This window comes from Pseudomonas sp. 3-2 (assembly GCF_019710535.1).
Lineage (GTDB): Bacteria > Pseudomonadota > Gammaproteobacteria > Pseudomonadales > Pseudomonadaceae > Aquipseudomonas > Aquipseudomonas pharyngis.
In genome coordinates, this window is record NZ_CP081200.1 from 393766 (window position 1) to 408713 (window position 14948).

Below are 14948 nucleotides of genomic sequence, written 5' to 3' on the forward strand. Positions count from 1 at the left end.
CCAAGGCGCGGATCGTCCAAAAGACGAGAGGCGACGGATAACGGAATGCTCCGGAGCGACTGGTAGTTAATAACAATGCCTCAAAAGGAGCATTTAAATGACTGCGCTGAACCTGATCCCCGGCCAACTGAGCCTGGCCCAACTGCGTGACGTTTATCAGAACCCGGTCAAGCTGACCCTCGACAACAGCGCCAGCGCGCAGATCGAGGCCAGCGTGGCCTGCGTCGAGCAGATCCTTGCGGAAAATCGCACCGCCTACGGCATCAACACCGGTTTCGGCCTGCTGGCCTCGACCCGCATCGCCAGCGAAGACCTGGAAAACCTCCAGCGTTCGCTGGTGCTGTCCCACGCCGCCGGTGTCGGCCAGCCGATCAGCGATGAGCTGGTGCGCCTGATCATGGTGCTCAAGGTCAACAGCCTCAGCCGTGGTTTCTCCGGCATCCGTCGCGTGGTGATCGATGCGCTGATCGCGTTGATCAACGCCGAGGTCTATCCGCACATTCCGTTGAAAGGTTCGGTCGGTGCCTCCGGCGACCTGGCACCGCTGGCGCACATGTCGCTGGTGCTGCTGGGCGAGGGCAAGGCGCGCTACAAGGGCGAGTGGATGGAAGCGACCGAAGCGCTGAAAGCCGCCGGTCTGACCCCGCTGACGCTGGCGGCGAAAGAAGGTCTGGCGCTGCTCAACGGTACTCAGGTTTCCACCGCATTCGCGCTGCGCGGCCTGTTCGAAGGTGAAGACCTGTTCGCCGGCGCGCTGGCGCTGGGCGGTCTGACGGTGGAGGCGGTGCTCGGTTCGCGTTCGCCGTTCGACGCACGCATCCACGCTGCCCGTGGCCAGAAAGGCCAGATCGACGCCGCTGCCGCTTACCGCGATCTGCTGGGCGAGCGCAGCGAAGTCTCCGACTCGCACCAGAACTGCGAGAAGGTGCAGGATCCGTACTCGCTGCGTTGCCAGCCGCAAGTCATGGGCGCGTGCCTGACCCAGTTCCGCCAGGCCGCCGAAGTGCTGGCCATCGAAGCCAACGCCGTGTCTGACAACCCGCTGGTGTTCGCGGCCGAAGGCGACGTGATTTCCGGCGGCAACTTCCACGCCGAGCCCGTCGCCATGGCCGCTGACAACATGGCGCTGGCCATTGCCGAAATCGGTTCCCTGAGCGAGCGCCGCATCTCGTTGATGATGGACAAGCACATGTCGCAGCTGCCGCCGTTCCTCGTCGCCAACGGAGGCGTGAATTCCGGCTTCATGATCGCCCAGGTGACCGCTGCGGCCCTGGCCAGCGAAAACAAGGCGCTGTCCCATCCGCATTCGGTGGACAGTCTGCCGACTTCTGCCAACCAGGAAGACCACGTGTCGATGGCCCCGGCTGCCGGCAAGCGCCTGTGGGAAATGGCCGAGAACACGCGCGGGATTCTTGCGGTGGAATGGCTGGCGGCGGTGCAGGGCCTGGACCTGCGCAACGGCCTGAAGACCTCGACCAAACTGGAGCAGGCCCGCGGGATTCTGCGTCGCGAAGTGCCGTTCTACGAGAAGGACCGCTTCTTTGCGCCGGACATCAATGCGGCGACCGAACTGCTGGCTTCGCGGGTGCTGACTGAGCTGGTTCCGGCGAAACTGCTGCCGAGCCTTTAACCACCACTGATCGTTCCCACGCAGAGCGTGGGAACGATCGCAAGACGAGGACTTGGGATGAAAACCCTCTGGCAACACTGCCACGTCGCAACCATGGCGCAAGGCATCTACTCGATCATCGAGGATGCGGCCATCGTGACGTCCGGTGCACTCATCGAGTGGATCGGCCCGCGCAGCCAATTGCCGTCAGGCGAATACCCGGCGGTCAATGACCTGCAAGGCGCGTGGGTCACTCCCGGCCTGATCGACTGCCACACCCACACTGTGTTCGGCGGCAACCGCAGCGGCGAATTCGAGAAGCGCCTGCAAGGCGTCAGCTACGCCGAGATCGCAGCGGCCGGCGGCGGCATCGCCAGCACTGTGCGGGCCACGCGCGAAGCCTCGGAAGACGAGCTGTTCGCCAGCGCCGCCAAACGCCTGAAAAGCCTGATGCGCGACGGCGTGACCACGGTCGAAATGAAATCCGGCTACGGCCTCGATCTGGCCAGCGAGCGCAAGATTTTGCGGGTCATCAGTCGCCTCGCCGCCGAGCTACCGATCAGCGTGCGCAGCACCTGCCTGGCCGCCCATGCCTTGCCGCCGGAATACCAGGATCGCGCCGACGATTACATCGATCACATCTGCGCCGAGATGCTGCCCGCGCTGGCCGCCGAAGGCCTGGTCGATGCGGTGGATGCGTTCTGCGAATACCTGGCGTTCTCCCCGGAACAAGTCGAGCGGGTGTTCATCGCCGCGCAAAAACTCGGTCTGCCGGTGAAGCTGCACGCCGAGCAATTGTCGTCGCTGCACGGCTCCAGCCTCGCTGCGCGCTACCACGCACTTTCTGCCGATCACCTGGAGTTCATGGACGAAGCCGACGCCATCGCCATGGCCGAGTCCGACACCGTCGCGGTGTTGTTGCCGGGCGCGTTCTACTTCCTGCGCGAAACCCGGTTGCCGCCGATGGACGCCCTGCGCAAACACAAGGTGAAAATCGCCATCGCCAGCGACCTCAACCCCGGCACCTCGCCGGCGCTGTCGTTGCGCCTGATGCTGAACATGGCCTGCACCTGTTTCCGCATGACTCCGGAAGAGGCATTGGCCGGCGCCACGATTCACGCGGCGCAAGCCTTGGGCATGGCCGAGACCCACGGTTCGCTGGAAGTCGGCAAGGTCGCCGATTTTGTCGCCTGGCAGATCGACCGCCCGGCGGACCTGGCGTACTGGCTGGGTGGTGAACTGGACAAACGCGTCGTGCGTCACGGCGTTGAATCAAGTCTGTAGGAGAGCGGTTGTGGATAAGGTTCTGAACTTCAAACAAGGTCGCGTGCCGCTGCTGATCAGCATGCCCCACGCCGGTGTGCGCCTGACCCCGGCGGTCGAGGCCGGGTTGATCCCGGACGCGAAAAGCCTGCCGGACACCGACTGGCACATTCCGCAGCTCTACGATTTCGCCGCCGAACTGGGCGCCAGCACCCTGGCGGCCGAGTACTCGCGATTCGTCATCGACCTGAACCGGCCGTCCGACGACAAACCGCTGTACGCCGGCGCCACCACCGGACTGTACCCGGCGACGCTGTTCGATGGCATTCCGTTGTTCAAGGCAGGCCAGGAACCGTCGAAAGAAGAGCGTGCCACGTACCTGGAGCAGATCTGGACGCCGTATCACCGCACCTTGCGGGAAGAGCTGGCGCGGCTAAAAGCCGAGTTCGGTTACGCACTGCTGTTCGATGCGCATTCGATCCGCTCGATCATCCCGCACCTGTTCGATGGCAAGCTGCCGGACTTCAATCTCGGCACTTTCAACGGCGCCAGTTGCGATCCGCAGTTGGCCACGCAACTGGAAGCGATCTGCGCCCGCCATGGCGATTACAGCCATGTGCTGAACGGACGCTTCAAGGGCGGCCACATCACCCGTCACTACGGCAACCCGGCGGAAAACATCCACGCCGTGCAACTGGAGCTGGGCCAGTGCACCTACATGGAAGAGTTCGAACCGTTCCGCTACCGCGCCGATCTGGCGGAGCCGACGCGGGTGGTGCTGAAGGAATTGCTGCAAGGGCTGCTTGCCTGGGGCAAATCCCGCTATACCGCATAACTTTGTGGGAGCAAGCCCGCTCCCACAAGGGTTTTGGGTTTTCACGGGTTCCGCGTTCCAACGGGGTCGCCACCGTGCAAATCCCGGTCGCCACAGTTCGCTTTTCCCGCTCGTCTGCTGCGTAATGTTTCGGCAACGGTGCAAGAAGACACCGATCCGAACAATAACCCGCTGCCGCACGAGACGATCCCACATGAAAAGACTGTTCACTCGTTGTGCGTTAATCCTGACCGGCAGTGCGCTGCTCAGCGCCGGTGCCATGGCTTCCGATGATGCTTCCTGCAAAACCGTGCGCATGGGCGTGGTCAACTGGACCGATGTGATCGCCACCAGCGGCATGGCCGACGTGCTGCTCAACGGCCTCGGCTACGAAAGCAAGCAGACCAGCGCGGTGCAGCAAATCATCTTCGCCGGCATCCGCGACAAGCGTCTGGATATCTTCCTCGGCTACTGGAAACCGGCGATGGACAAGAACATCGCGCCATTCCTCGCCGCCAATCAGGTCAAGGTCATGGACAAACCCAGCCTGGCCGACGCCCAGGCGACGTTGGCGGTTCCGGATTACGTGGCGGCCGCAGGGCTGAAGACCTTCGGCGACATCGCGAAATTCAAGGATCAACTCGGCGCCAAGATCTACGGCATCGAGCCCGGCAGCGGCGCCAACACCACGATCAAGACGATGATCGAAACCAATCATTTCGGCCTGAAGGATTTCAAGATCATCGAATCCGGTGAGGCCGGCATGCTCGCCGCCGTGCAGCGGGCGGTGAGCCGCAAGGAATTCGTGGTGTTCGTCGGCTGGACCCCGCACCCGATGAACATCAACATGAAAATCACCTACCTGACCGGCAGTGAAGACGTCTACGGCCCCAACGAAGGCGCCGCCACCGTTTCCACCGTCACCGCGCCGGATTACGCCGAGCGCTGCCCGAACGTTCATCGACTGCTGGAAAACCTGACCTTCACCGCCGCCCAGGAAAGCCAGTTGATGGTGCCGATCATGGAGCGCAAGACCCCTCAGGAAGTGGCGAAGACCTGGCTGCGTGAGCATCCCGAAGACCTGCAACGCTGGCTGGCGGGTGTCAGCAGTTTCGACGGCAAGGACGGCGTGGCCACGGTTCAGGCCAGCCTGAAAAACTGATGGGCACTTATCCACTCTCGCCGTCAATGGCAGCCTTCGTTTCCAGAACCGAAGGCTTTGCCAGCGAGGACAGCAGCCTCGGCGGATTGCGCAAATCCTATGACGACATGTGCCGCGCCTTCACGCCCGAACGGCCGGCGGGTCTGGAGGTGGTGGATTTCCAGTTGAGCGGGGTGGCGGTGCGTTCGTATCGCCCGCCTGTCCGGCCATCGGCCAGTGGCTGGCCGTGCGTGTTGTACCTGCACGGCGGCGGTTGGGTGGTCGGCGGGCTGGATTCCCATGACTTCATCTGTTGCGAGCTGGCCATGGCGCTCGGGGCAATGGTGGTGGCGGTGGATTACCGGCTGGCGCCGGAGCATCCGTTCCCCGCCGGTTTCGAGGATTGCCTGAGCGTGTGGCGCGCGTTGCGCAGCGGGCCGTTCTGGTTCGATCCCGGACGGATGCTGGTGGCGGGCGACAGCGCCGGGGGCAATCTGGCGGCGGCGCTGTGCCTGGCGCTGCGCGATGCCGGCGAGCCGCTGCCGGGTGCGCAGGTCTTGATCTATCCGGGGCTGGGAGGCGACGAGCAGTTAGCGTCACGCAGCGAATGCGCCGATGCGCCGTTGCTCGCCAGCAGCGATGTCGATTGCTATCACGCCCTGTACCTGCGCGGCACCGTGAAGCCGAACGCTTATGCGATGCCGTTGCTGGCCGGGGACTTCAGTGGCTTGCCCCCGGCCTGGATCGCCGTGGCCCAGTTCGATCCGCTGCGGGACGACGGCGTGTGTTACGCCGAACGGCTGAACGCGGCGGGCGTCGACGCGGCGCTGTACTACGGCGAAGGGCTGGTTCATGGCTGCCTGCGAGCGCGGCATCAGGTCGCCGAGGTCGATCGTCTCTTTGAGAACCTGCTGGGGTTCATGGCTGACAAAATGTGACAGCGCACGGGCATGCTCATTGACGTAAATCGGGTTTATGATGCCGGACGGCAGAATAATAGAAGTCCCCCCAGGGATGACCTCGACCCCTTACGGAGCGCGCAATGCAGACTTTGTTTCCGCAGATCAAACCTCACGCACGGCACGATCTGGCCGTCGATGACACCCATACGCTGTACGTCGACGAAAGCGGTTCGCCGGAAGGTTTGCCGGTGGTGTTCATCCACGGCGGTCCCGGCGCCGGGTGCGACGCCCAGAGTCGCCGCTACTTCGATCCGAACCTGTATCGCATTGTCACCTTCGACCAGCGCGGTTGCGGTCGCTCCACGCCCCACGCCAGTCTGGAAAACAACACCACCTGGGATCTGGTCGAAGACCTTGAGCGTATTCGTAAACACCTGGGTATCGACAAATGGGTGCTGTTCGGCGGCTCCTGGGGTTCGACCCTGGCGCTGGCCTACGCGCAGACCCATCCGGAGCGCGTACATGGCCTGATCCTGCGCGGGATCTTTCTCTGCCGTCCGCAGGAAATCGAATGGTTCTACCAGGCCGGCGCCAGCCGTCTGTTCCCCGATTACTGGCAGGACTACCTCGCGCCGATCCCGCTGGACGAGCGCGACGACCTGCTCAGCGCTTTCCACAAACGGCTGACCGGCAACGACCAGATCGCCCAGATGCACGCAGCCAAGGCCTGGTCGACCTGGGAAGGGCGCACCGCGACCCTGCGTCCGAATCCGCTGGTGGTCGACCGTTTCTCCGAGCCGCAGCGCGCCTTGTCGATCGCGCGGATCGAATGCCACTACTTCACCAACAATGCCTTCCTTGAGCCAAACCAACTGATCCGCGACATGGGCAAGATCGCCCATCTGCCGGGCGTGATCATCCACGGCCGCTACGACGTGATCTGCCCGCTCGACAACGCCTGGGAACTGCATCAGGCCTGGCCGAACAGCGAGCTGCAGGTGATCCGCGATGCCGGCCACGCTGCCTCGGAACCGGGCATCACCGATGCATTGGTGCGCGCCGCCAGCAAAATGGCCCGTCGTCTGCTCGACCTGCCGCCCGAAGAAGCATGAAGGGGCTGTTGCAGCGCGTGAAAGGCGCGCGGGTCGAAGTGGCGGGCGAGGTGGTTGGCAGTGTCGATCAGGGTTTGCTGGTGCTGGTGGCGGTAGAACCCGACGACTCGCCGGCCAGCGCCGACAAACTTCTGCATAAGCTGCTTAACTATCGAGTGTTCAGTGACGCCGAGGGCAAGATGAATCTGTCCCTGGCGGATGTGGGCGGCGGGTTGCTGCTGGTCTCTCAGTTCACCCTCGCTGCCGACACCAAAAGCGGGTTGCGCCCGAGTTTCTCGACCGCCGCCCCTCCGGCGCTGGGCGAAGAATTATTCGACTATCTATTAAGCAAAGCGAAACAGATGCATGGCACAGTGGCATCAGGTAGATTCGGCGCGGATATGCAGGTGCACCTGGTCAACGATGGCCCGGTAACCTTCCTGTTACAGACATGAAAGTGCTTGAAACAACTTTTTAAGGGCTTTTCGACTGAAAACAGGGAATTTTCGCGATAAATACTTTGTTACCCCTGATGCGTTGTCACGCGGGCTACTAGATAATCGCGCGCTACGGGGATCAGCGTTCGTTGGTCCATTTTGACTTAGGTAGAGACTTGTCCGGATCCGATTGGGGAATCATTTTGACCCAGCGGAGTCGGAACAATGCTCGCCAACTTGGCAAGGGTGTCCTGCAAGGTCGGTTTTTTTGTACCGAATCCCTCACAGGCACTTCATCTGGCCGTTGGTTTATTGATCTGTTTTCGGCGAGGGTTGCTCGTGATTGTTAGTCCCTGTAATGCAGCAAAATTGTCTGCCAAACGCTTGCGCAGCGCTCTGGTAGCGGGCTCGGCAGTACTCTGCCTGCTCAGCGCCGGCCAGCTTTGGGCATTCAATCTTGACGATGTGTCGGCCAAGGCCAAAGAGCTGGCCGGGCAGAAGTTCGAAGCCCCGCGCAGCAACCTGCCGAACGAATTCCGTGAAATGAAATTCGCGGACTATCAGAAGATTCGTTTCCGCACCGAAAAAGCCGAATGGGCCGACCAGAAGACCCCGTTCAAGCTGTCCTTCTATCACCAGGGCATGCACTTCGATACGCCGGTGAAAATCAACGAAATCACCGCTAACACCGTCGAAGAGATCAAATACGATCCGAGCCGTTTCGATTTCGGCGACCTGCAGTTCGATCCGAAGGCCACCGAACAACTGGGCTACGCCGGTTTCCGTGTGCTGTACCCGATCAACAAGGCGGACAAGCAAGACGAAATCATGACCATGCTGGGCGCGAGCTACTTCCGCGTCGTCGGCAAGGGTCACACCTACGGTCTGTCGGCCCGTGGCCTGGCGATCGATACCGCTCTGCCGTCCGGCGAAGAATTCCCGCGTTTTCGCGAGTTCTGGATTCAGCAGCCGAAGCCGGGCGACAAGCACCTGGTGATCTTCGCCCTGCTGGATTCGCCTCGTGCGACCGGCGCCTACCGTCTGATCCTGCGTCCGGGCAGCGACACCATTGTCGACGTGAAGGGCCAGATGTACCTGCGTGACAAGGTTGGCAAGCTCGGCATCGCGCCGCTGACCAGCATGTTCCTGTTCGGCGCCAACCAGCCGTCGAAGGTGCTCAACTACCGTCGTGAACTGCACGACTCCAGCGGTCTGTCGATCCATGCCGGCAACGGCGAGTGGATCTGGCGTCCGCTGAACAACCCGAAACACTTGGCTGTCAGCCAGTTCAGCGTCGAGAACCCGCGTGGTTTCGGTCTGCTGCAACGTGGCCGTGACTTCAGCCACTACGAAGACCTCGACGACCGCTACGACAAGCGCCCAAGCGCCTGGATCGAGCCGAAGGGCGACTGGGGCAAGGGCACCGTTGATCTGGTCGAGATCCCGACTGCGGACGAAACCAACGACAACATCGTTGCGTTCTGGAACCCGGAAAAACTGCCGGAGCCTGGCCAGCCGCTGGACTTCGCCTACCGCATGCACTGGACCATCGACGAAGCCGCGCTGCACGCCCCGGACAGCGCCTGGGTCAACCAGACCCTGCGTTCGACCGGTGACGTCAAGCAATCGAACCTGATCCGTCAGCCGGATGGCAGCGTTGCCTACCTGGTCGATTTCGAAGGCCCGTCCTTGGCCGCTTTGGCCCCGGATGCGGACGTTCGCAGCCAGGTCAGCGTCGGCGACAACGCCGAGCTGGTCGAAAACAGCGTGCGCTACAACCCGGAAACCAAGGGCTGGCGCCTGACCCTGCGGATGAAGATCAAGGACGCGAGCAAGTCCACCGAGATGCGCGCAGCCCTGGTGCAGCCAGTGGTCACCGCTGATCTGGCCAAGTCTTCGGTACCGACGTCCAATTCGTCGGTAGCCAAGGCCGACAAGGTTGCCGCCAAGCAACAAGAGAAAGCCGACAAGGAAGCCAAGGCCGCCGAGGCCAAACAGGCCGACGCCAAGCCGGTTGCAGATGCCAAGGACAAGGCCAACAAAGACGCCAAGCAGCCAGCCGCTGCGGACGCGGCCCCAGCCACACCGGAATCGGCACCGACTGAAGAAGTCCTGACCGAGACCTGGAGCTATCAGTTGCCTGCCGATGAGTAACTCTCAAGTACAGCCAGAGACTCTGTCCGAGTACCTGGCGCATCTGCCGATGACCGACGAGCAGCGCGCGGAACTCGCGGGCTGCCAGTCCTTCAGCGAATTGCATGAACGCCTGTCGTCCAAGACCTTTGACGCACCGACCGAAGCCGCCCAGGCTTCGGTGGGCAAGCGCCTGATCCTGAGCACCGCCGAAGAGCTGCAAGACGCGGAAATGCTGGTGCTCGACGCCAGCGGCCGGGTCAGCATGAAGGCCACGCCGCCGATCCGTCGGACCAAGGTCGTGCCGGAGCCGTGGCGCACCAACATTCTGGTGCGTGGCTGGCGTCGCCTGACCGGCCGGACCAACCCGCCGCAACCGCCGAAGGACGCCAACGTGCTGCCGGCGGCGCGCTGGCGTACGGTCGGTTCGATCCGTCGCTACATTCTGCTGGTGCTGATGCTGGGTCAGACCATCGTCGCCGGCTGGTACATGAAAGGCATCATGCCGTACCAGGGCTGGTCGTTCGTCGATCTGGAAGAAGTCCTGCATCAACCGCTGCTGCAAACCGCCACGCAAGTGCTGCCGTATGCGCTGCAAACCAGCATTCTGATCATGTTCGGGATTCTGTTCTGCTGGGTGTCGGCCGGTTTCTGGACCGCGCTGATGGGCTTCCTCGAATTGCTCACCGGCCACGATAAATACCGGATCTCCGGTAAAAGTGCCGGCAACGAGCCGATTCCGAAAGACGCGCGCACCGCACTGGTGATGCCGATCTGCAACGAAGACGTGCCTCGGGTGTTCGCCGGTCTGCGCGCGACGTTCGAGTCGGTCGCCGCTACCGGTGACCTGGACCGTTTTGACTTCTTCGTCCTCAGCGACAGTAACGACACCGACATCTGCGTGGCCGAGCAGCAGGCCTGGCTGGACGTCTGCCGCGAAGCCAAGGGTTTCGGCAAGATCTTCTATCGCCGCCGTCGCCGTCGCGTCAAACGCAAGAGCGGCAACCTCGACGACTTCTGCCGTCGCTGGGGCGGTGACTACAAGTACATGGTCGTACTCGACGCCGACTCGGTCATGAGCGGCGAGTGCCTGACCAGTCTGGTGCGCCTGATGGAGGCCACGCCGGACGCCGGCATCATCCAGACCGCGCCGCGCGCTTCGGGCATGGACACGCTGTATGCGCGCATGCAGCAGTTCGCCACTCGCGTGTACGGTCCGCTGTTCACCGCCGGCCTGCACTTCTGGCAGCTGGGTGAATCCCACTACTGGGGTCACAACGCGATCATCCGCATGAAGCCGTTCATCGACCACTGCGCCCTGGCGCCGTTGCCGGGCAAGGGTGCGTTCTCCGGTGCGATTCTCTCTCACGACTTCGTTGAAGCTGCGCTGATGCGCCGTGCCGGCTGGGGCGTGTGGATTGCCTACGATCTGCCGGGCAGCTACGAAGAACTGCCGCCGAACCTGCTCGACGAACTCAAGCGTGACCGTCGCTGGTGCCACGGCAACCTGATGAACTTCCGTCTGTTCCTGGTCAAAGGCATGCACCCGGTGCACCGCGCGGTGTTCCTGACCGGCGTGATGTCTTACCTGTCGGCGCCGCTGTGGTTCTTCTTCCTGGTGCTATCGACCGCGCTGCTGGCGGTGAACACGCTGATGGAGCCGCAGTACTTCCTCGAACCGCGTCAGCTCTATCCGCTGTGGCCGCAATGGCACCCGGACAAGGCGATCGCGCTGTTCTCGACGACCATCGTGCTGCTGTTCCTGCCGAAGCTGTTGAGCATCATCCTGATCTGGGCCAAGGGCGCGAAAGAGTTCGGCGGCAAGTTCAAGGTGACCGTGTCGATGCTGCTGGAGATGCTGTTCTCCATGCTGCTGGCGCCGGTGCGGATGATTTTCCACACCCGTTTCGTTCTGGCCGCGTTCCTCGGCTGGGCCGCGACCTGGAACTCGCCGCAGCGTGACGACGACTCCACGCCGTGGAGCGAAGCGGTCAAGCGTCACGGTCCGCAGACCCTGCTGGGCTTCTTCTGGGCGCTGCTGGTGATCTGGCTGAACCCGAGCTTCCTGTGGTGGCTGGTGCCGATCGTCGGTTCGCTGATGCTGTCGATTCCGGTGTCGGTGATTTCCAGCCGCGTCGGTCTGGGCCTCAAGTCTCGTGACGAGAGCCTGTTCCTCATCCCCGAGGAATACAATCCGCCACAGGCGCTGCTGGCCACCGATCAGTACACCCACGAAAACCGCTGGCACGCACTGAATGACGGCTTCATCCGCGCGGTGGTCGATCCACAGCAGAACGCCCTGGCGTGCTCGCTGGCGACCTCGCGTCACGGTCAGGCCGAGCCGATCGAATGGCTGCGCCAGGAACGTGTGCGTCACGCGATCAAGGTCGGCCCGGCCGGGCTGAACAACCATGATCGCCTGCAATTGCTGAGCGATCCGGTGGCCCTGGCCCGTCTGCACGAGCAGGTGTGGGCCGAAGGTCACGCCGAGTGGCTGGACGCATGGCGGGCCTCGGTGAAAGCCGATCCCCATGCGCCGCTGCTGCCGCTCAAGCCGGTGAGCTTGCAGGCGCAACCGGCCTGATGAAGAAACCCCGCGAAAGCGGGGTTTTTTTTGCCTGCCGATTACCGTCTCGGATCACTCGTTCCCACGCTCTGCGTGGGAATGCAGCCCGGGACGCTCTGCGTCCCATCCGGCACCAACCGATCAAAAAACCTTGTGCAAACGGACGAGTGCGTTAGCATCCGTCCCCGAATTGGCGCACCCGGACAATCTTGTCCATTTCTGTCGGTTTTCGCGCCGCAAACGCAATGTTTTGGGGACTTGAAGATGAAGAAGTATCTGTCGATGCTGCTGGTCGGCGTCACGGCACTGGTTGCAGTCAATGCGGCGCAGGCCGGCGCAATCGACGACGCGGTCAAGCGTGGCTCGTTGAAGGTCGGCATGGATCCGACCTACATGCCGTTCGAAATGACCAACAAGCGCGGCGAAATCATCGGTTTCGAAGTCGACATCCTCAAAGCCATGACCAAGGCCATGGGCGTCAAACTGGAGCTGGTCTCCACCGGTTACGACGGGATCATCCCGGCGTTGATGACCGACAAGTTCGACATGATCGGCAGCGGCATGACCCTGACCCAGGAACGCAACCTGCGCCTGAACTTCAGCGAACCGTTCATCGTGGTCGGCCAGACCCTGCTGATCCGCAAGGAGCTGGAAGGCACCATCAAGTCCTATAAAGACCTGAACACCGCCGACTACCGCATCACCTCCAAGCTCGGCACCACCGGCGAGATGGTCGCCAAGAAGCTGATCTCCAAAGCCAAGTACCACGGCTATGACAACGAGCAGGAAGCCGTGCTCGATGTGGTCAACGGCAAGGCTGACGCCTTCATCTACGACGCGCCGTACAACGTGGTCGCGGTGAACAAGGTCGGCGCCGGCAAACTGGTGTTCCTCGACAAGCCGTTTACCTACGAGCCACTGGCCTTCGGTCTGAAGAAGGGTGACTACGACAGCATCAACTTCATCAACAACTTCCTGCACCAGATCCACGAAGACGGCACCTACGATCGCATCCATGACAAGTGGTTCAAGAGCACCGAGTGGCTCAAGGACATGGAATAAGCCCGGTCAGATAGACCGAGTCGCCCCATTCGCGAGCAAGCCCGCTCCCACAGAGATTGTGTGAACACCACAAATCCACTGTGGGAGCGGGCTTGCTCGCGAAGAGGGCCTCCAGAGCAACACAGAATCCGGAACCTGTAATGAAACAGAAAAAAGCCCAATGGCCCTGGCACGTTCTGACCGTGCTGGTGCTGGTCGGCCTGGCCGGCGCGCTGTATTACGCCACGTCGCTGATGTCCTACGAATGGCGCTGGAACCGTGTGCCGCAGTACTTCGCCTATCAGGCCGAGGAAACCCAGCGCGCGACCGACATTTCCACCGTCAGCGAACTGGTGCGCAAGGGCGGCAGCGCGCAGGTCACCCTGCGCAACGATGCCGGTGACGAGCAGCACCTGACCGTCGACGAAAACAGCCTGCAATTCGCTCAGGGCGACGATGTGGCCGAAGGCGACGTCGTGGGCGTGACGCGGCATTGGGCGGCGGGTCCGCTGTTGTGGGGGCTGTGGACCACGCTTTGGCTGTCGGTGGTGTCCGGCGTGCTGGGTCTGCTGATCGGTCTGGCCACCGGGCTGTGCCGGCTGTCGAGCAACCCGACCCTGCGCGACCTGTCGACGATCTATGTCGAACTGGTGCGCGGCACGCCGCTGCTGGTGCAGATCTTCATTTTCTATTTCTTCATCGGCACGGTGATGAACCTGTCCCGGGAGTTCGCCGGGATTGCCGCGCTGTCGCTGTTCACCGGCGCCTACGTGGCGGAAATCATCCGTTCCGGTGTGCAGTCGATTGCCCGCGGCCAGAACGAAGCGGCGCGTTCGCTGGGTCTGAGTGCCGGCCAGTCGATGCGTCATGTGGTGTTGCCGCAGGCGTTCAAACGCGTGCTGCCGCCGCTGGCCGGGCAGTTCATCAGTCTGGTCAAAGACACTTCGCTGGTGTCGGTGATCGCCATCACCGAGTTGCTGAAAAGCGGCCGGGAAGTCATCACCACGTCGTTCTCGCCGTTCGAGATCCTGTTCTGCGTCGCCGGCCTGTACCTGTTGATCAACCTGCCGCTGTCGAAAATCGCCAGCCGGCTTGAGCGGAGGCTCGCGCAAAGTGATTGAAGTCCGCGATCTGGTAAAAGTCTTCGACACCCGTGGGCAAGTGGTGCGCGCGGTGGATAACGTCAGCACGTCCGTGGCCAAGGGCGAAGTGCTGGTAGTGATCGGCCCGTCCGGTTCCGGCAAGTCGACCTTCCTGCGTTGCCTCAATGGTCTGGAAGAATTCGATTCGGGTTCGGTGAGCATCGACGGCCTGCAACTGGCTGACCCGAAAACCGACGTCAACGCCTACCGCCGCGAAGTCGGCATGGTGTTCCAGCATTTCAATCTGTTCCCGCACATGACCGTGCTGGAAAACCTGTGCCTGGCACAGAAAGTCGTACGCAAGCGCGGCCAGAAGGAAAGCGAGGCCAAGGCTTTGGCATTGCTGGAGAAGGTCGGCATCGCCCAGAAGGCCCGCGAATATCCGTCGCGCCTGTCCGGCGGTCAGCAGCAGCGCGTGGCGATTGCTCGGGCGCTGGCGATGGACCCCAAGGTCATGCTGTTCGACGAGCCGACCTCGGCGCTCGACCCGGAAATGGTCGGCGAAGTGCTGGATGTGATGAAGAACCTGGCCGTGGAAGGCATGACCATGGTCTGCGTCACCCACGAAATGGGCTTCGCCCGGGAAGTGGCGGATCGGGTGTTGTTCTTCGATCACGGTAAGTTGCTGGAAGATGCGTCGCCGGCGGCGTTCTTTGATGCGCCGAAGGATCCACGGGCTCAGGCGTTCCTGCGGCAAGTCCTGTAACTGCGGCGTCTCCCGGGACGCCTTCGCGAGCAGGCTCGCTCCCACATTGGACCGCGTCCGCTCGGACAACTCGGTCGACTGTGGGAGCGAGCCTGCTCGCGAA

Annotated in this window: 12 protein-coding genes; all 12 read left to right on the top strand. The window is 62.4% G+C overall.

Going from position 1 to position 14948, the window contains the following annotated elements; all coding sequences use genetic code 11:
• The first annotated feature begins 97 nt into the window (after positions 1 to 97).
• The 12 genes from hutH to K3819_RS01840 all read left to right on the top strand — a co-directional run bounded on the left by hutH (position 98) and on the right by K3819_RS01840 (position 14845).
• Positions 98 to 1630 carry a histidine ammonia-lyase gene (gene hutH, locus K3819_RS01785; protein ID WP_221398516.1) on the top strand — a complete coding sequence of 511 codons (1533 nt, stop codon included), beginning with the start codon at positions 98 to 100 and terminating at the stop codon, positions 1628 to 1630.
• A gap of 57 nt (positions 1631 to 1687) precedes the next feature.
• A complete protein-coding gene (gene hutI / locus K3819_RS01790) occupies positions 1688 to 2893 on the top strand; it encodes an imidazolonepropionase (RefSeq protein ID WP_221398517.1) in 1206 nt (401 codons plus the stop codon).
• 10 nt (positions 2894 to 2903) lie between these two features.
• A complete protein-coding gene (hutG, locus tag K3819_RS01795; RefSeq protein WP_221398518.1) occupies positions 2904 to 3707 on the top strand; it encodes an N-formylglutamate deformylase in 804 nt (267 codons plus the stop codon).
• Between the two features lie 193 nt (positions 3708 to 3900).
• A complete protein-coding gene (locus K3819_RS01800; RefSeq protein ID WP_221398519.1) occupies positions 3901 to 4848 on the top strand; it encodes a choline ABC transporter substrate-binding protein in 948 nt (315 codons plus the stop codon).
• Positions 4848 to 5765: an alpha/beta hydrolase gene (locus K3819_RS01805; protein WP_221398520.1), complete on the top strand. Its 918-nt coding sequence runs from the start codon at positions 4848 to 4850 to the stop codon at positions 5763 to 5765. The genes K3819_RS01800 and K3819_RS01805 overlap by 1 nt, the downstream gene beginning before the upstream one ends.
• A gap of 104 nt (positions 5766 to 5869) precedes the next feature.
• Entirely contained in the window at positions 5870 to 6841 is a 972-nt protein-coding gene (gene pip, locus K3819_RS01810; protein ID WP_007952436.1) for a prolyl aminopeptidase, read from the top strand.
• Entirely contained in the window at positions 6838 to 7275 is a 438-nt protein-coding gene (gene dtd, locus K3819_RS01815; protein ID WP_221398521.1) for a D-aminoacyl-tRNA deacylase, read from the top strand. Before pip ends, dtd begins: the two co-directional genes overlap by 4 nt.
• A 321-nt stretch (positions 7276 to 7596) precedes the next feature.
• Positions 7597 to 9411, top strand: coding sequence for a glucan biosynthesis protein G (locus K3819_RS01820; protein WP_085611241.1), 1815 nt, complete (start codon positions 7597 to 7599; stop codon positions 9409 to 9411).
• Positions 9404 to 11974 (top strand): glucans biosynthesis glucosyltransferase MdoH, encoded by a 2571-nt coding sequence (gene mdoH, locus K3819_RS01825; RefSeq protein ID WP_064592875.1) that lies wholly within the window; start codon positions 9404 to 9406, stop codon positions 11972 to 11974. Before K3819_RS01820 ends, mdoH begins: the two co-directional genes overlap by 8 nt.
• 246 nt (positions 11975 to 12220) lie before the next feature.
• Positions 12221 to 13018, top strand: a complete 798-nt coding sequence (locus K3819_RS01830; protein ID WP_039772466.1) for a transporter substrate-binding domain-containing protein — start codon at positions 12221 to 12223, stop codon at positions 13016 to 13018.
• 140 nt (positions 13019 to 13158) lie between these two features.
• Complete coding sequence (locus K3819_RS01835) at positions 13159 to 14118, top strand: amino acid ABC transporter permease (RefSeq protein ID WP_007952431.1); 960 nt, start codon at positions 13159 to 13161, stop codon at positions 14116 to 14118.
• Positions 14111 to 14845 (top strand): amino acid ABC transporter ATP-binding protein, encoded by a 735-nt coding sequence (locus K3819_RS01840; protein WP_085611147.1) that lies wholly within the window; start codon positions 14111 to 14113, stop codon positions 14843 to 14845. The genes K3819_RS01835 and K3819_RS01840 overlap by 8 nt, the downstream gene beginning before the upstream one ends.
• Positions 14846 to 14948 lie beyond the last annotated feature (103 nt).